The sequence below is a fragment of the Mycobacterium liflandii genome (assembly GCF_022354805.1).
GTDB classification, from domain to species: domain Bacteria; phylum Actinomycetota; class Actinomycetes; order Mycobacteriales; family Mycobacteriaceae; genus Mycobacterium; species Mycobacterium marinum.
In genome coordinates this window covers 3342824-3359757 of record NZ_CP023138.1, presented here as the reverse complement: position 1 = coordinate 3359757, position 16934 = coordinate 3342824, and the positions used below count along the sequence as shown (strand labels likewise).

Below are 16934 nucleotides of genomic sequence, written 5' to 3'. Positions count from 1 at the left end.
GTTTCGGACCGGGTTCACGCCCGTCCGGAACGCTTCCCCATTTCGGGGGCGCTGATTTTCGGGGGGTGCCGCACGCCGAGGGATTCGGCGAGTCAACGGTTTGTGATTCGTTGCAGCGTGGCCTCGAAGATCGAGTCGAAAGGTTGTTGGTGGCCAGTACTGGCCATACCGGTCAGGATCAACCCCGATGTGCGGGCGTAGGAGTAGTAGTCGGTCCGCGTCGTGTCGGTGGGCTCGCCGGGGATCGTGGTGGTGACCGAATACCGGAAGCGCTGGGGTGCCCCGGCGGGGTGGGTGTTCTGCAGAATGTTGACCGCATAGGAACCGGCAGCGGCGCTGCTGAACCGCGGGCAACGCGACACCAGGGCCATGAATTTGTCGAATCCCGACGGGTCGAACTCCCGGCCCACCATGACGCGGATGTCTCTGCGGTCGGCGACCTCCGCTGGATCGGTGGGGTCGTGGCCGAACACCTCAGCGGCATCGAAGGCCCCGGTAGAAGCCACGCCCACCACCGCGAAACATTCGACGGGATCAAAGCCGAGACCCTCGTCGTACAACTGATATCGGAAATAGCCGAAGGTACCGGAGAGCTCCTTGATGTCACTGACCGTCCACGAAGGCGGAAACTCTGCCTGCTTGGGCAGCAGCTCGGCCAGTTTCTGGTCGCTCAGACCGGCCAGTCCCGGGGCCAGTGCCTCGGGCCCGGAGCCCCGATTACCGGGCCAGGCCCGGTCCACGACTGGGGCGGTGATCACCACCCCCACGACCGCAAGCGCACCCAGCGCCGCCGCGATCGCCCATGGTCTCCGGCGTGACAAGTTGGTCATGACGCCCGTAAGTTTCGCAGCGTCTGGTCGGCGAGCCGCTGCACCAGATCCCGCTCGGCGCCCTCCATGTAGATGGTGCATTCCAGCAGCACACCCCGCACCGCGTAGTAGCTGACCTGGTAGGTCGATGCGGGGTCGCGACTGCCGATCGTGGCGAACGTCCTGGTGACAGTGACGGCGGCGTCGGCATCACGTGCTGCATGGGACTGGATCTGGGTGCTAACGGTGCGACGGTCTTTGACCTGGCCGTCGACGTAGTAGTTGGTGACCCGATAGGAGCCGCAGCGGTCCAGCCAGTGCTGGTAATTCCCAACCTGCTCCGCCGCGTCCGAGTTGACCCAGAGCGCGAAACGGGCGTTGGGCCCGTGCTCCCGTCCCTCTCCGGTCGCCGCGAAATCGGATGCGGGGGCATCCTGCACAAACAGTTGGGCGTATCGGTCGACTTGGACGTAGGCAGCCAAACTATCCCCCGAGTGATTGAGGATCTTGGGTATCGCGCCACACATGTCCGGTTCGTAGGTCGCCGCGGGCCCCGCATCGGGCTGGACACTCAGCGTCGCCGGATCGCTGGCAGCGGCACGCTGCAACCGTCCGGTCAGTGAATATCCCCAATCTGGCGGGAAGTCTGTGCTGGTTGGTAAGGCGGTCGCCAGGACCCAATCGCTGTGCGATGCCAAATCCGTGGTGTCCGACAGCGATGGCACCGCCAGCAGCATCACGCCGCAGGCACCGAGGACGGCTAGGGCGAGGGCACCCACCACCCGCGGCCAGGGCCGGCCGGGTGAAGCGACGGGCTCTGCGGCTACGGATCCCATCCGTGCTCCTCCCCGCGGGCCGGTCTGCGCGGCCTTCGCATCACCACCGGGGTTGCCGGCGTAACACTATCGCGGCAGCACGGGGGTCAAGCCGACCGACACAGCGGCACCCTTCGACCGCGATCTTCGGTGGCCCCGGGGTGGCTCCGGCGGCGGGCACTATTGCTGCCGCACGCGGTTCACAGCCCGGGTGCCTCCGGATGGAACTTGGCTACCAGCCGCCGCATTCCGTCGTGCCAGTCGACGGCGGTGTTGCCGATGAGCTCGTGCATCCGGGTGACGTCAACCGGATTTGGGCGCAATGCGCTGTCGCTCTCCTGGAAAACGGGCTCTTTGCCGATCAGTGTCCCTAGGTAGCCGCACCAGTCCTGCAGGCTGACGATCTGGTCGCCGGCCCAGTTGACCGTGGTCGCCGGAACCGACGCCGCCGCGAACAGCTTCGGGATGGTCGCGATGATGTCGTCTTCGTGAATCGGGTTGTAGCGTGCCGGCCCGCCCGGCGGAACCGGGATTGGAATTCCGGCCAGCATCATCTCCATGTGGAAGAACGGCCACCCACCGTTGTCGCCGTAGGGGACGTTGAGGCGCGCGATGGTGGCGGGTAGTTCGAGAACGCGCGCCATCGACCGAACGACCACCTCGCCGGCAATCTTGGATATCGAATAGGTGGGGAACAGGAACTTGTGGTTGTCGCCGAGAGCGGCGTTTTCGGTGCGCAGTTCATTGTCGGGCGGGTCGTACACGGCCGCGGATGAGCAGTGCAGAAAGGCCTTCGCGGCGCGGCAATGCGCCACCAGCAGTCCGACCGATTCGGCGTTTGCTGCCAGGTCCTTGTCCCAGTTGCCGCTCTTGGCCACCGCAAAGTTGAGGACGTAATCGAAGTCGGAGGGAATTTCGGTGAAGTCACCAGCGGCCAGGTTGACCGCTTGACAGCGAATGCCCACTTGCTCGAGGTCCGCCCGCGCGGTGGCATCGGTAAAGCGCGCGATGCCCCAGACCTCGTTAGCTCCCGCCAGGGCCCGGGCAACGGGACTGGCGACCTGTCCGGTCACGCCGGTGATCAGTATTTTCGAGTCGCGCATGAGGGTGATGCTAGGGCCCGCACGGGCGGCCGACGCAAGGCGCCGCGGCCGGCGGGCGTTAAGGGTCGATGGTCCCTACCGGTGCGGCTATCGGCGCGACATCATCGAAGAGATGAGCGATCCGTCGCAACCCGCATCAGGCGCGACTGAACAACCTGATCGACCCAGCCGCGTTGTTCAAGCCGCGGCTTGGGTGGGCATCGTTGCCGGCATCGTGTTCATCGTCGCCGTGGTTTTCTTCTCCGGATTCTTCGTGGCGTGGTCCACCGGTTACGGCGGTGGCGGCGATCAGGACACCGGCTCCACAGGTCAGAGCGCTCCGGGCCCGATGATGAACAAGTGCCCCATGATGGGCGGTGAAGGCGGACGCGGCCCTGGCCCGTCACCAGCAACCAGCGCGCCCGGTCCGTCGCGGCCGTAGCCCCCCGGTGGTTGGGAAATGGTGATTGGGAAATGTGGTGCGGCCGATAAACGAATCCTCGCGGCCCACTAGACCTTTATTGTCGGTGGTTGATCTCGTCGCGCGCGGATTCTGATTGCTTTGGTTCGGTACCCCCGCCCTGCACCGACCAGCGCAGCGTGGAGGTGGTCTATGCCATCTGCAGCCTGCCGTTCGAGCACGCCCGCCCTACCGCGATCATGACCTGGATGCGTCAACACTGGGGAATCGAGAACAGCCTGCACTGGATACGCGACGTCACCTTCGACGAAGACCGTCAAAGGGCACATACCGGAAACGGCGCACAGGTCCTAGCAACGCTACGCAACACCGCGATCAATCTGCACCGCCTCAACGGCGCCGACAACATCGCCGAAGCCTGCCGGATCACCGCTTTGACCGCCAACCGCCGCCTAGACCTCCTCAATCCACAATTCCCCAGCTCACAAGCCTGCTAATCAACAACGCCGGAGCCCTGGGCCATTGCCGACGGCGAGCTGGTCGGATTCGGGGCACCCGCGGGCGATGCGTGCAACGGCCATTGAGCTGGCCGCACGCTGGTCGGCAGCCGGTACCGTCCGCGCGACGTCCGCAAAGCCGGACGAGCGCAAGGCCGGTGCGACGATTTCGTCCCGGGCCGGGCGGAATGACCGCCATCGTCTCTACCACGCGAAGCCGGCATTTGATATGGGAGAGAAACTTGCAGGTTGCGAGGTTCTTGGTGGGGTCTTGGGCCACCACATATGGTTCGGTCGCACACCCGCAGCGCCTGTGAGTGGATAGTCGGAGTAAGCAGTGGCTTCCTGGTTCTGTGCATTGCGCTCACCCGCGAACTCGCCGGTGCCGGCGGCGCCGATCGTCCTCGTTGGCGAGGGCGGGCACTCGGCGGTGATTTACACGACAATTCGCCCGTAATTGCGGGAGCGGTCACACTTGGCACAGTGAATTTCCTGCATGTTCTCAGGTGTTGGCCCTGGTAATCGTCCTGATCCAGAAAACCTGCTGGCTAGTGGTCCAGTCCGTCGTAGAATTGAGCAATCGTCCAGCAAAGCTGGGACGGTGTGTGCGGCGACAGTCGCGCGACGGATCAGTTGGTCGTTGGACTGCAAGGGCACGAACGATTCGTGCAGCGCACAATTACACAGGAGCGTGCAAATGGATCCCATGTCACACGACCCGGCCGCAGGCGACATTGGCTCTCAGCTGGTCGACATCGGTACCCAGGGCATCAGTGCTGGTACCACGGCAGCGATGACTGTGCTGACCGGTTTGATCCCGGCGGGAGCTGAAGAAGTCTCGGCGCAGGCCGTCCTGGCCTTTGCTCAGGAGGCGGCCACGATGTTGGCGTCCAATGTGGCGGCTCAAGAAGAGTTGATGCGGACCGGCACGGCGCTCAGCGACATCGCGCGCATGTACGGAGACGCCGATGATGTTGCCGCGGACGCGTTGACCTTCCGTGGCGCGGCAATGTCGAACCCCGCTGCCGCGGGCAGCTCTGGTTTTGCGATTGGTGCGGGCCTGCGCGCCGGCGCGTTTGCCACCGAAGCGGGACCCGCGGCCCAGCCGCTGGTGTCCCAACTGATTGGGTCGCAGTCCTCGCCGATGGCGGCCGCGGCCGCCAACGCGGGATCATCGGCGATGAGTGGTGCCGCGCCGATGGGAAGCGGGATGGGCGCGGGCTCGTCGGCAGGCGGCGCATCCAAGCCAGGGCTGGTATCAGCCACCGGGCCCGCCGATGAGGAAGAACGTAAGGACTCCGCGGCTGCGGGCGAACAAAACGGGCTGGCGGACGTGGGCCAGCGAGAGGACGCGAGCGGCTCTCACCCGGTCGAACGCTTGATGTAGCGGGCCTTCGGCAACCAGCGCGGGGCCGGCGCACTGTTGTGCGCTGCGGTGGTGGGTTCAAGACCGTCGCCAAGCCGTCGAGAATGCTGCGCTGGCCCACAGACACTTCGGGGCGCCGGTCTCCTACGCTTGCGCTGTGACGTGCTAGTCCCGGAAGCGAAAGAGAGGCTGTTGTGACCGACCCCGACATGGCCACAGTCCTGCGGAACATGAAAGTCCCGGTGCGGATGACCGGCAGCCAGGCGCTTCGTGACTTCTTGCTCATCTACGTCGACGATGAAGAGTCGCTGGCGACCCCAGAACGGCTCAAGCAGTTGAACGGCCTGCTGATCCTGTCCCACCTCGAGGTCGTCAATGCCCTCGGTGCGATGGAAGCGGCGGCCACCGAGCAGCATGTTGAGCGATTCCGCAACGAGATCAACAGGAAGTTCCGCAAACGCAGATGGGGGTAACGGGCTCGGCGCCGCCGCGAGATCGCTAGGCGAGGATTCGGCGGACGCGTCCCACGCTCGTCGTCGTACGGTGAAGTGTGCATTGGATCATCGACGGCATGAACGTAATCGGCTCGCGGCCGGACGGATGGTGGAAGGACCGCCACGGCGCGATGGTCGCGCTTGTGCACAGACTCGAGCGTTGGGCATCGGAGCAGGACGGAGCCGGCGGAAAGGACGTCACCGTGATATTCGAGCGGCCTCCGTCAACGCCGATCTGCTCGTCGGTTCTCGAGGTAGCGCATGCGCCCAAGGCGGCGGCCAACTCGGCTGACGACGAGATCGTGCGCCGGATCGCAGCGGAACCGCAACCGCGCGACGTTCGGGTGGTGACGTCGGACAAGCTATTGGTCGAGCGGGTCACAAACCTGGGTGCATCAACCTATCGGGCGGAACGTTTTCGTGACCTCATCGATCCGCGTGGTGCCAAGCATGGGGGCGAGCGCTGAGGCCGCGTTCGCCAGCGGCCCGGGTGGTCAGCGCCAAATTGGCCTGCTAGATCCTGTTTATCCGCCGGTCGTTGCTGGATAGGATGGCAGCCATGGCGCATCGCAGTTGGCCGATTGCCTTGGCAGCCGCCACAGTTGCCCTGGGCACGATCCCCATGGGTATGGCCACGCGAGCATATGCCGCGCCGGCTCCAGAAGTGGAATACGTCTACAACGTGATGGTGTGGCGCCACTACGATTTTCCGAACAATGACGCGATCGGCTACGGACACGGGATCTGCGGCAAGGTCAGTGGCGGTCAAAGTTACGCCCAGGTGATGGGTGACGTAAAGAATGATGTGACCCCTAACGACGAGTTCGCGGCCAACTACCTGGTGTCCTACGCGGTCAATCTCCTTTGCCCCGAGCAAGTCTGGCAGCTGCGGAACTCGGCGGCGAACTACCGGCCACCGGCGGAGTAACTCGAGACCCAACGTTGGCGCCGGTACGGCAGCCGTGGGCAGAAGTGCGAGTCAACTTCTGAAGGTGTTGCACCCCTAGCCTATTCGGGTGGCATGGCGGGCGGCGGGTAGACGCCGCGCAGAATCCAGGGAAGCCAATTGATCCCGTATTCGATCTCGTCGCTGGCATCGTAGTCAGGGCTGGGGTCGATCGGAACGTTCTCGGGCAAAGCCACCGGTGGCGGCGGCTCGGTTGGCGCTGTAACCAGTGGTGTCGCCACCGGGCGGTCGAGCTGTCCGTACATAGCCACCACGACCGTGCGATCCGGGCTGTTCTCTGACCACACCCCGATTTCGGTGTTGGCGCAATCCGACATGATCGCGAAATACGCCGGGTTGTAATACCACTGGTTGAGCAACTCCACGCCGCTGATCGCCAGGGCAGGATTGATGGCCACGGTTTCGGCGACTTGGCCGTGGAAGCCGGCGGCGCTGGCGCGGTCGGAAGGTGCGGATCCGTCAGAACCAATGCCGCCACCGAGGTCGCGGTTGTTCAACACATCGAGGGTGTGCCATTGCGCGGCCAGCTGCAGCTGCGGGTTGATTCTCACGTCATTGGTGCAGCCGGCTTGATGCTGGACGGTGTAGACATTGGCGACCACTCCGTCATTGAGGCGCTTGTTGTCGGCGCGCGCTGCGGGCATGCCCAGCGCAGCGCCGGACACCATGGCGACCGATGCGGACAGAATCAGGTATCGGTGTCGCATTGTCGTCTTCCTTCCCATACTGGCCCTTCGTGACCGGTCCGCCCCCTCGTGTCTGGCCGACTCACACCGGGTCAAATCGCGAAATCAGCCACCGCCCGTCGACCTTGTCGAGGGTGACCCGAACGCTGGATGCGGTGCTGGTGGGCGGGTCCTGGCTCACGATGATGGTCTGGTTCACAAACAGCAGAACGATCGCGTGCTCGCCGGTTGCGACACCGAGGCCCCGGCTGGCACGGTGGCCACCGCCGAAATATCCTTCTGTTTGGCCCCCGGGATGACCACATCGCGGGTCAGCGATGTGTAGTCGCTCAGGAATGCGCCGGTCAATTTGGCTCGTGCGGCCTCGAGGTCACTGCGCACGGTGTCAGGCCGGTAGGACAGCAGCGCGATGGTCCCCGCGGTGGCGGCCTGGACGGATTCCGCACGTGCCTGTGCCGCATCGCGAACGGCGCAATCCTGCCACTTCGCAAACCCGGTTCCGCCTGCCAGCAGGAGCGCCAGGGCGGGCAGCAGGCCGTAGGCGATCACCGGCCACCAGCGAAGTCGACGCCGCACCACCGCCGGTGGTTCGCCGCTGCCCGCGGTGTCGGTGTCGCCGCACTCGCCCGCGCCGGGCCGGCTGACGGCGGTCACGGTACGAATCCGACCTTGGCGGCTTTGAATCCGTCGTCGACCCTCTCGAGGGTGATGCGTATCCGCCATATTCGCGGCATCGGGTCGGGTTCACCGCCATTTGAGGTCTGCACCGAAACCGCCACCAGCGCCTGGGCCGTGTCGGCTGTCTCCGACTCCAGTCCGGCCTCGGTTACGGTGCCCACCGTGGTGGCCTTGGCCTGCCGCAGAACCTCGATGAAAGGCTTTGAGCGTTCGGCGAAATCGTTGTAGAACTCCCCCGTCGCGCTGTCCAGAATGCGGTGCACGTCGGAATCGCCATGTTGCCAGTCGATGGTCGTCAGGTTCAGCGCAACCTGCCTGGCGACTCGCAGAGCTTGGCCTTGTCGGGCTTGCGCCTGACCGGCTAGATGAACGCGAAATCCAAACCACCCCAGTGGCGCTGCCAATGCAACAACCACGGCCAGGCCGAAGAGCGTGGCGCGCAGCGGCGCGGACCGGTGTTTCTCGGCGGCGGAGTCCGCGCATCGGTGTTCGAGTGCTTCGTCTGGGGGCGGTCCGGGACTGGTCACCACGCTCATGAGGCCCTCCGTTCTATCGGGGTGATCGTGTGCACCCTTGGCTTCAGGGCACCGGTGGTGGCAACAGCATCGATTGCCATGTCTGGTCTTTCGGAGCGGTTTGGGCCAGGTCGGACCGGGTGTACTGGCGGCCGTCCGGTCCCGTGTAGGTGCCGGTGGCCGGGTCGTACTCGGCGGCGGCGATGGGCGGCGGAGGAGCCTCCCCGGGCCCAGCGGCGGCAGGCGGCGGCGGGCCGGGTGGGAGTTGTGGGATGTCTTGGCCGGAAAGGGTGGAGTTGGGGTCGCCCTTCCAGTTGTAGCCGTCATTGAGCGGCACGTACTGTTCGTTGCTCTCGCACAACTTCACCGTTGGTGCACGCTTGCCGGGAACGGTTTCGCACGGGATATTGCGCGCCCCACGCACATTGAGCGGCGAATCCTGCGGCACCCGGCAGTACAGGTCGCCGGCCGGACGGTTCGGGTAGTCCTCGAAGGTGGGGACTCGCTGCTGCTGGGCTGGCAGGAATCCGGTGGAGCACGGCGGTGGCAGGTTGAGGTTGAGGTTAAAGCTCAGATACTGGCCGTGGTAGGCCTGTTTGGTGTTGACGTTGGCCAGGATTCCGGCTTGTTCGGCGCTGATGGCCATCGGGAACACCACCAGCAGCTGCTCGATGTCGTTCTGGTAGGCCAGCGCGACCTGGCCGACGCTGACGAGGTTGGCAAGCAGGATCGGCAAGGTGGGTTGCACCCGTTCGAGCAGTGAGTTCACCTCGTCCAATGCTGGGCCGCCATTGTCGATGGTTGCGGCGACGGCTTGGTCGTGGGTCTGCAGTTCGGTGGTGACCGCGGCCAGGTGCGACGCCCATCCGGCTATCGCATCCGAGCTATGGGTTTGTGAATCCAGCACCGGCGGGGTCTGGTCGATCAGTGCGATCAGTGCGATCAGCGGGTCGAGGTTCTTGCGCGCGTCGATCGCCAGGTTGGAGGTGCCCGTGATCAGACGGGAGAGTTCGGGACCGAGGCCGCCGACGGCTGTGTACGACTCATTGATGACGGTTTGCAGGTTCTCGTGCGGGATGGCTCCCAGGGCGGTGTTGGCCGCGCTGAGCAGGGTGTTGATGTCGGGCGGAACCGAGGTGTTGACCAGTCTGATCACGTCGCCGTCCTTGAGCGGGGGCGAGGTGGCGTTGCGGGGCAATAACTCGACATAGGTTTCGCCGATGGCGGTTTGGCTATGCACTTCGGCTTTGAGGTCGGACGGAATGTCGATGCCCGACTTCAGCGATAGGACGGCCACGACCCCGGTGTCGGTCAGCTGCACCGACTCCACCCGGCCCACTTCGGAGCCGCGATAGGTGACATTGCCGGAGGTGTACAGCCCACCGGACTTCGTCAGCTCCATTGTCACCGTGTAGCGGCCGACGCCGAAGAGCATGGCCGGCAGTTTGGCGAAGTGCAGGAACGTGATCGCCAGTACGCTCAGCGCGATGACGGCGAAGATGGTCAGCTGAATCATGACGCGGCGCTCTAGATGCATCTAGGGCCCCTGGTCCCAGTGGTACGGCACGGTGAGTGGATTGCCTGGGGTTCCGCGGTATCCGGCGGTGCACGGGCTCGGGAACTGACCGATGGTGCGTCCCCACTGCAGTTCGAGTTCGGTGAGGTGGCATTCCCAGCGGGTGCCGGTCAGTAGCCCTTGGTCTATTCGACTCAGCGTGAGGTCGACGATCGCCGTCAAGTTGGCGTAATCACCACGCTGGAAGTTCTGGAACGTTTCGTTCGGAAAGGGAAAGGTCGCCAGCAGTGATAGCGACCGGGTCAGGCTGGGTCCGGCGTTGGCCAACGATTCCAAAACCGGTCCGAGCTGCCGCAGTTCGCTGACCAGGTTGGCCTTGGTCTTGTTCACCGAGTCGGCGGTTAGGGCGCTGAACTTGCTGAGCTGGTCGGCTGCCGTAACGAGCTTGTCCCGCTCGTCATTGAGCACGGCTAGGGCGTCCGGAATGGTGGCCAGCGCCCGATCCAGGACGGGCTGCTGTTCGGCGAACTTTCCCACCAACCGGTTCAAGCTCTCAGTGGCTTCGATGATGTCATCGGATTGGTCGTCGAGGGTCGCGGTGAAGCTATCCAGCTGTGCGATCAGGCTGCGCACATCGTGCTCGCGCCCGCGGAATGCGGTGCTCAATGCCTCGGTGATGTCTTGGACTTGGCCCAACCCGCCCCCGTTGAGCACCAGCGACAGCGCCGCCAGGGTCTGCTCGGTGCTCGGGTAGGCTCCGCCGTGGGACAGCGGAATCAGCGATCCCTCGCGCAGCCTGCCTTGCGGTGCATCATGTTTCGGGGCAGCCAGCTCGATGTGATAAGAGCCGAGCAGGCTGGTGGTCCCGATCCGGGCGGTCGCGTTGGCCGGCAGCGCGACGCCGGCATCCAGCCGGATCGTCACCAGCGCGTGCCAGCCCTGGCGCTCGATTCTTGCCACATGGCCGACCGTCACGTCGGCAACCCGCACCCTCGAGTTCGGCTGGATGTTGTTGACGTCCGGCATCTGCGCCTGGATGACAAACGAACCCGGCCCGTTGCCCTCGGTGCCCGGCAGTGGTAGCGAATTCAGACCGCGCCAGCCGCAGCCGGATACTGCGGCCAAGGTAACCATCGTCACCAGGACTGTGGCCAGACGCGGCGCCACCCGGCGCCGGTGGCGGACGCGCATCAGCCACCTCCCGGCGGGACCATCATGCCGCGTAGCCCGGCGGCGGGGTCGGGTTCCACAGTCACATCTGCTGGCGGTTCCGCAGGCGGCATATCCGGCTGCGGCGGAAGGTAGTCCGGTCTCATCCAGTCTTCGCTGTAGGTGACTTCGTTGGGCCGGGCCTGGGCGCCGACGAACAGGTTCTCCCCGAGCGGGGGAAAGTTGTATTGGCGGTTCTTCAGGATCGGAGCCAGATATTGCACGCAGAGTTTGGCTGCCTGTTCGCCGCCCAAGCGGGAGGCGGACTGAATTGCACCGCACAGAAACGAGATTGGGTTGGCGAAGTCGTTGGCGGCCAGCGCGCCGGTGAGCGCCCCGTTGGCCGGTTCGAAGATGTTGTTGAAGTTCTGCAGCACCGTGGGCCCGATGTGCACGGTCTGCTTGATGTCGTCGAGGCTGGCCACCAGCGCGTTGCTGATCGACGCCAGCTTGTCTGAGGCGGTGCCGACCGCCTCCCGGTTCTCGGCGGCGAAGCTCTGCACATCGGCGACCACCGCGTTGATGTCTTTCACGGCCTGACCGACCTTGTTCGGATCTGTGGCCAGCAGCGAGGAAACCGCGGCGAGGTTGTGGTTGAGTTGCTCGAGCAGGTCGGCACTGTCGTGCAGTGCAGACACCAGCGTGGACAGGTTTCGTACGGTGGAGAAGATGTCATTCCGGTGATCGCTGAGAGTCGAAACCGTCTGTGAAAGTTCGACAATCGCGTCACGAATGGTGGATCCCTGGCCACGTAGATTGTCCGCGGCGGTATTGATGAGGGCACCCAACGTGCTGACGCCGCCCGGCTCGGTGGGCTTGAGCAACTCGGTCAGTCGTTGTAGCTGGTTGCGTAGGTCATCCCACTCCACCGGCACCGCGGTGCGCTGCTGCGAGATGATCGCGCCGTTGGCCATGGTGGGTCCACCTGAGTAGGGCGGGGTGAGCTGGATCGCCCGACCCGTCACCAATTGTGGCGACAGGATCGCCGCCTTGGCGTCGGCGGGAACCTTGTACTTGCGGTCGAACCAGAACGAGATCTTGGACCGCAGCGGCTGCGGCTCGATCTTGACTATCTTGCCTACTGGCACGCCCCGGATGAGGACGTCGTCACCGGCGAACACCCCGTTGCTGTTGTCGAAGTAGGCGACCACGAGCGTTCGGGTCGCGTCCCCGGCGGTGCGCATTGCCGCGATCACTCCGGCGACCAACACCAGGATGAGTGTGGTTGCCAGCACCGAGCGGGTCCGCCGCAACCTCGTGGTCATGACGCACCACCCGGCTGCGGGCCCGGCACCTGGACCGGTCCCGGGGTGGACGCCAAGCCCGGCGGTGCGACCGCGGGCGGCCCCGGTGGTGGCCCCCCGGGCGGTGGAGCCGGCGGTGGCTCCCGGTATGGGTAGCGCGGATCGCCGGGGTTGCCGGTAATCGCGTCCGGCAGCGTCAACCGCGGCTCGCCGCCCTGACCGGTGCGCGGGTAGGCCATCGGCAACGGCGGGATGCCGGGTTGCCCAGTGGGCGGATCGGTCAGCTGCGAGGGCAGCAAGGTGGCCGGGTCCAGCCCCAGATCGGAGAATGCGGCGCCGATGAACGGTTGCACGAACTGGCCCGGTAGCAGGTTGACCACGTAGGCCTTGAAGAAGGGGCCCAAGGACACCGATTCGCCGAGTGACATGACGTAGGTGTTGATCAACGGAATCGCTTGCTGCAGGCGCTCTTTGCGACTCTCGACAATGTCGAGCACCCCGTTGAGTTTGTCCAGCGCCGGCCGTAGCTCCTGGCGGTTGTCGGCGATGAAGCCCTTCAATTGCCGTGCTACCGCGGAGATGTTCGCCCAGATCTGGTCCAGGGCCGCACTTTGGGTCCGAAGCTGCACCAGCAGTGCATTGGTGTCGCGTACCAGGCCCGCGATCTGATCGGTGCGGTTGGCCAGCACGCCAGTGGCTCTGGCCGCGTTGTCCAGCAGGCTGCGCAGTTGCACGTCACGCTGGTTGAGTGTTCGTGCGAGGCGGGCCACTCCCTGTACCGCGTTGCGGAAATCGGCCGGGGTGTCGGCAAAGGTCTGCGCCAGGGTGTCCAGTGATTCGGACAGCTGACCGGTGTTCAATCCGCTGATGGTGCTGGCCAGGTCGCCCAGCGCGTCGGGCAGCTGGTAGGGCGACATGGTCCGCTCGACGGGGATCGGGCCGGTGAGATGGCCCTCTCCACGCGGCATCACCTCGACGAACTTGCTACCCAGCAGGCCTTTGGTCTTGATAGCCGCCTCGGTGCGCTCACCGAGGCGGATGTTCTTGTCGACCTTGAACGTGACCCGGGCGCCGGGCTCGTCGAGCTCGATGCTGGACACCTTCCCGACGGGATAGCCGGAGACCTCCACCGTGTTGCCGGTCCGCAACCCACCCACATCGGCGAAGTATGCGCAGACGCTGGTGCCCTGGTCGAAGAACGGGAGCTTCTGATATTGCAGGGCACCCCCCACGACGCCAGCGGCGGTAAGGATGCCCACGGTGCCGACCAGCAGCAGGTTGCGTTCAGCGAATGACTTCATTTCGGTGTGCACCGACCTGTGGCCTGACCGGCGACCTTGATGTACACCGGCTGCCCACCTTTGCCGTTGACCTTCAGCACGACGTCACACAGGTAGAAGGCGAAGAAGTCGCCGTACATGCCCTGCCGTACCAGCGCCTGGTATCTGTCCGGCAACGTGTTGAGCAGATTGTCGAGGTAGTCATGATCGGCCAGCGCGATGGTCGCGACCCGGTCGGTCTCGTGCAGCGCCTTCGAAAACGGTGCGCGGGCCTGCGAGAGCAAGTCGGCGACCGATCCGGCCGCGGCGTTGGTGTATGCCACCGCGTTGGATATGTCGGTTCGGCGTTCGGAGAGCCCCGCAATCAGCTGCGACAGCGACGCCACGGCCTTGTCCAGCCGGTCGCTTTGACCCCCCAGCGAACCAAGCACCACGTTGAGATTGGTGACCACCTGACCGATCAGCTGATCCCGATCGGCCAATGTGTTGGTCACGGCCGCAGCCTGGTCCAGAAAAGTTCCGATGGTGGGGCCCTGGCCCTGAAATGCTTGCAGCAGTTGGTCGCTCAGCGCATTGACCTGGTGGGGGTCCAGGGCGCGAAACAGTGGCCGGAAGCCGCCGATCAAGGCGTCGAGATCCAGTGCCGGTTTGGTGTTGGCCAACGGAATTGTCTGACCGGGCTTGAGGATCGTGAGCCCGCCGGCTCCTTCCTCGAGTGCCAGATAGCGGTCGCCGAAGAGATTGTCGTAGCGGATCACCGCCTGGGTCCCCTGGGTGAGGGTGACCGAATTGTCGTCGGTGAACTCGACTTTCACGGTCGCATCGGGATTGATGGAGATCTTCTCGACCTTGCCGACCTCAACCCCTGCGATGCGGACCAGCTTGCCTTCTCTGAGGTTGGAGACATTGCTGAACTCGGCGTAGTAGGTGTTGCCGTCGCCGAAGCGCACCTGACCGAAGACAGCGACCAGCAGAAAGGCGGTCAGCGCGCAGACCGTCAGGAACACGCCGAGGCGGATCACGACGCCTCTGAGGTCTTCCCGCATTGCTACTCCCCTGCTTGTCTTGACCGGCACGCACCGGCGCCGCCCTGGTGCCGTCATGGGTCTGTCATGGTGATGGAGGCCCCGTCTCCTGCTGGGGTGCAGGGGGTTCGGGTATCGATGCGGGCTCAGTGGGAGCCGGCGGGACCCCCGGCCATAGCGGCACCCCGCCAGGGCCGTACAGCGCGGCCCCATACGGCGGCCCCCCGGGGTTGGGGCCGATCGCCGGCCCCGGCAGGCAGGGGCGCACCGAAGGAGGCTGGGGCACAGCGCGGGTCACGGGCAAGTAGTCGGCCCAGCAAGGATGCCCGATTCCGGGGTTGGGCCGGATGTCGAGTCCGGTTCCCCAACCGGTGTCGGTGACGAGCTGACGCACTGGGAAGTTCTTGGTCGCATCTGGCAATGATCCGCAGCCCGGCGCTCCGCCGGGGCCGCCTTTTGCGGCGACGAGCGGCAGGTTGTCGGGAAAGACATAGGGGTCATTGCCCAGCAGCAGTGCGACATCGAGCTGCAGGGTGCGGCCGTCGGCGCCACCCCAGGCCGCATAGCCGCCATTGTCGAGGTACCACTTGGTGCCCTGTAGCAAGCAGGTGTATTCGGGGTTGTACTTGAGTAGCAGATTCGTGGTCGGCTCGAGGATATTGATCGATGTGGTCAGGTTCTCTCGGTTGTTGGCGAGCAGATTGGCCCCGGTGTCGGCCAAGCCGATCACGTTGAGCAGCAGGGAATCCAGCGACCTCGCGTGGTCCACCACGGTGGTGCTGGTGGTGCTGGCCGCATCGAGGATCGTCAAGATGTCGCGCGCGGCCGCGTCATAGGTGTTGCTGAAATCTCGCAGCGACCGCCAGTTCTGGCGCAGCGTGTCCCGACGTGCATTGAGTCCCTGCAACACCTGGTTCAGATCGGTGGTTGCCTGACCGATGCGTTCCCCCTGTCCGCGAACGCCTTCGGCCACCGCGCTCAGCACGGCGTTGAGCTTCAGCGGATCGATCATGTTGAGCAGGTCGACGACGTTCTCGAAAACGGTGTTGATCTCGGTGCTGACGTTCTTGGAATGCAATACCGCCCCGGCAGCCAGCCGAGCGCGACTCGGGGTCGGCGGTATCACCAGGTCGACGAACTTCGCGCCGAACGCGGTGGTGGCGCTGATCTGCGCCTCCACATTGGCAGGGATGTAACGGATCTGGTCGGGGTCGATTTCCAGTTCGAGACTGGCGCCATGGTTGCTGTCGATCTGACGGACCCGGCCGACCTGCACCCCACGCAACATGACCTTGGCGCCGGCGTCCATCACCAGCCCGGATCGTTCAGAAGTCAGGGTGACCGCAACATACGGTCGCAAGGTGCCGGTGAAGGACACGGTCGTCACGAGGATGGCCGCGACGATCGCCGCGAACAGGATCACGGTCCACCAAGCATCGTGCAGACGGTGTTTTCCCGGCCCGCGACCCATGCCACTAGCTCGCCAGGTGGAAGTTGGGTGACTGGCCGTAGATGGCCAGCGTCATGATGACGATTGCTATCGAGGCGACGACCATTGACGCGCGTACGGCCCGGCCGACGGCCTCGCCGACCCCGGCCGGCCCGCCGTGCGCGTTGTACCCGTAGTAGGTGCAGACCAACATGATCATGAGTGCCACCACGACGACTTCGAAGGACGACCAGAGCACGTCGGTGGGGCGCAGGAACGTATTGAAGTAATGGTCGTACACACCGGACCCCTGGCCGTAGATGGCGGTGGTGCCAGCCCGCGCGGCCAGATATGCGGTGATGAGTCCGACGCAGAACAACGGGATGGCCACCACCACTCCGGCCAGCACCCGGGTGCTGGCCAAGTAGCTGACGCTGCGGATACCGATCACCTCGAGCGCGTCGATCTCTTCGTTGATCCGCATCGCACCCAGCTGCGTGGTGGCGCCGGCGCCGACGGTTGCGGCCAGCGCGACCATGACGGTGCCCGGCTGAATTTCGCGAGTATTGAAGAAGGCCGACGCAAAGCCCGTCAGTGCTTCCACACCCACCGACGCAAACTGGTTGTAGCCCTGCACCGCCACGATTGCGCCGGTCGTCATCGCCAAGAACCCGACGATGACGACCGTCCCGCCGATCACCGCGAGCGTCCCCGCGCCAAAACCCATCTGCGCGATCACCCGCAGCAGCTCGCTGCGATAGTGCATGACCGCATCGGGGATCCCGGTCAGCGTGGTGACATAGAACCGCATCTGTGAACCCAGCCGATTCCACTCGCGCACCAGGCTTTTCGCCGTGCGTCGCAGGCGATGGCGGGAGCTTCTCGAAGCGCTGACTGTCAT

17 protein-coding genes and 2 pseudogenes are annotated in these 16934 nt (G+C 64.8%); 6 read left to right on the top strand and 13 right to left on the bottom strand.

Features of this window, described 5'->3' with window-relative positions:
• Window positions 1-92 precede the first annotated feature (92 nt).
• The 3 genes from CKW46_RS15170 to CKW46_RS15160 form a co-directional block, all read right to left on the bottom strand.
• The gene (locus CKW46_RS15170; protein WP_482053319.1) at window positions 93-830 is read right to left on the bottom strand and encodes a hypothetical protein; all 738 of its coding nucleotides are present in this window, start codon (window positions 828-830) and stop codon (window positions 93-95) included.
• The gene (locus tag CKW46_RS15165) at window positions 827-1645 is read right to left on the bottom strand and encodes a hypothetical protein (protein ID WP_012394596.1); all 819 of its coding nucleotides are present in this window, start codon (window positions 1643-1645) and stop codon (window positions 827-829) included. Before CKW46_RS15165 ends, CKW46_RS15170 begins: the two co-directional genes overlap by 4 nt.
• Window positions 1646-1824: 179 nt before the next feature.
• Window positions 1825-2727, bottom strand: coding sequence for an NAD-dependent epimerase/dehydratase family protein (locus tag CKW46_RS15160; RefSeq protein ID WP_117435713.1), 903 nt, complete (start codon window positions 2725-2727; stop codon window positions 1825-1827).
• A 193-nt stretch (window positions 2728-2920) separates the two neighbouring features.
• Between CKW46_RS15160 and CKW46_RS15155 the strand changes: the two genes are divergently transcribed.
• The 6 genes and pseudogenes from CKW46_RS15155 to CKW46_RS15130 all read left to right on the top strand — a co-directional run bounded on the left by CKW46_RS15155 (window position 2921) and on the right by CKW46_RS15130 (window position 6412).
• Complete coding sequence (locus CKW46_RS15155; RefSeq protein ID WP_020725395.1) at window positions 2921-3148, top strand: hypothetical protein; 228 nt, start codon at window positions 2921-2923, stop codon at window positions 3146-3148.
• Between the two features lie 143 nt (window positions 3149-3291).
• Window positions 3292-3624 (top strand): annotated as a pseudogene (locus CKW46_RS15150) (ISAs1 family transposase); the annotation flags it as partial.
• Between the two features lie 697 nt (window positions 3625-4321).
• Entirely contained in the window at window positions 4322-5011 is a 690-nt protein-coding gene (locus CKW46_RS15145; protein ID WP_117436270.1) for a type VII secretion system ESX-1 target, MMAR_2894 family, read from the top strand.
• Window positions 5012-5184: 173 nt separating this feature from the next.
• A complete protein-coding gene (locus tag CKW46_RS15140; protein WP_015355631.1) occupies window positions 5185-5463 on the top strand; it encodes a hypothetical protein in 279 nt (92 codons plus the stop codon).
• A gap of 77 nt (window positions 5464-5540) precedes the next feature.
• Window positions 5541-5951, top strand: a complete 411-nt coding sequence (locus tag CKW46_RS15135) for an NYN domain-containing protein (RefSeq protein WP_117436271.1) — start codon at window positions 5541-5543, stop codon at window positions 5949-5951.
• Window positions 5952-6043: 92 nt separating this feature from the next.
• Window positions 6044-6412 carry a DUF732 domain-containing protein gene (locus tag CKW46_RS15130; protein ID WP_117436272.1) on the top strand — a complete coding sequence of 123 codons (369 nt, stop codon included), beginning with the start codon at window positions 6044-6046 and terminating at the stop codon, window positions 6410-6412.
• Between the two features lie 80 nt (window positions 6413-6492).
• On the opposite strand, the gene CKW46_RS15125 is transcribed toward CKW46_RS15130, so the two are convergent.
• The 10 genes and pseudogenes from CKW46_RS15125 to CKW46_RS15080 all read right to left on the bottom strand — a co-directional run bounded on the left by CKW46_RS15125 (window position 6493) and on the right by CKW46_RS15080 (window position 16934).
• A complete protein-coding gene (locus tag CKW46_RS15125; RefSeq protein ID WP_117436273.1) occupies window positions 6493-7158 on the bottom strand; it encodes a CAP domain-containing protein in 666 nt (221 codons plus the stop codon).
• Window positions 7159-7219: 61 nt separating this feature from the next.
• A pseudogene (locus CKW46_RS15120) lies at window positions 7220-7713 on the bottom strand (hypothetical protein).
• Between the two features lie 74 nt (window positions 7714-7787).
• On the bottom strand, window positions 7788-8351 hold the full coding sequence (locus CKW46_RS15115; RefSeq protein ID WP_011740762.1) for an Rv1363c family protein: 564 nt from the start codon (window positions 8349-8351) through the stop codon (window positions 7788-7790).
• Window positions 8352-8394: 43 nt separating this feature from the next.
• The gene (locus CKW46_RS15110; RefSeq protein WP_117436274.1) at window positions 8395-9867 is read right to left on the bottom strand and encodes an MCE family protein; all 1473 of its coding nucleotides are present in this window, start codon (window positions 9865-9867) and stop codon (window positions 8395-8397) included.
• On the bottom strand, window positions 9868-11037 hold the full coding sequence (locus tag CKW46_RS15105; RefSeq protein WP_117436275.1) for a virulence factor Mce family protein: 1170 nt from the start codon (window positions 11035-11037) through the stop codon (window positions 9868-9870).
• Window positions 11037-12320, bottom strand: a complete 1284-nt coding sequence (locus tag CKW46_RS15100; RefSeq protein ID WP_117436276.1) for a virulence factor Mce family protein — start codon at window positions 12318-12320, stop codon at window positions 11037-11039. The genes CKW46_RS15105 and CKW46_RS15100 overlap by 1 nt, the downstream gene beginning before the upstream one ends.
• Window positions 12317-13600 carry a virulence factor Mce family protein gene (locus CKW46_RS15095; RefSeq protein WP_117436277.1) on the bottom strand — a complete coding sequence of 428 codons (1284 nt, stop codon included), beginning with the start codon at window positions 13598-13600 and terminating at the stop codon, window positions 12317-12319. The genes CKW46_RS15100 and CKW46_RS15095 overlap by 4 nt, the downstream gene beginning before the upstream one ends.
• Complete coding sequence (locus tag CKW46_RS15090) at window positions 13597-14625, bottom strand: virulence factor Mce family protein (RefSeq protein WP_117436278.1); 1029 nt, start codon at window positions 14623-14625, stop codon at window positions 13597-13599. Before CKW46_RS15090 ends, CKW46_RS15095 begins: the two co-directional genes overlap by 4 nt.
• Window positions 14626-14689: 64 nt before the next feature.
• Window positions 14690-16075, bottom strand: a complete 1386-nt coding sequence (locus tag CKW46_RS15085) for an MCE family protein (RefSeq protein ID WP_015355622.1) — start codon at window positions 16073-16075, stop codon at window positions 14690-14692.
• A gap of 4 nt (window positions 16076-16079) precedes the next feature.
• On the bottom strand, window positions 16080-16934 hold the full coding sequence (locus CKW46_RS15080) for an ABC transporter permease (protein ID WP_015355621.1): 855 nt from the start codon (window positions 16932-16934) through the stop codon (window positions 16080-16082).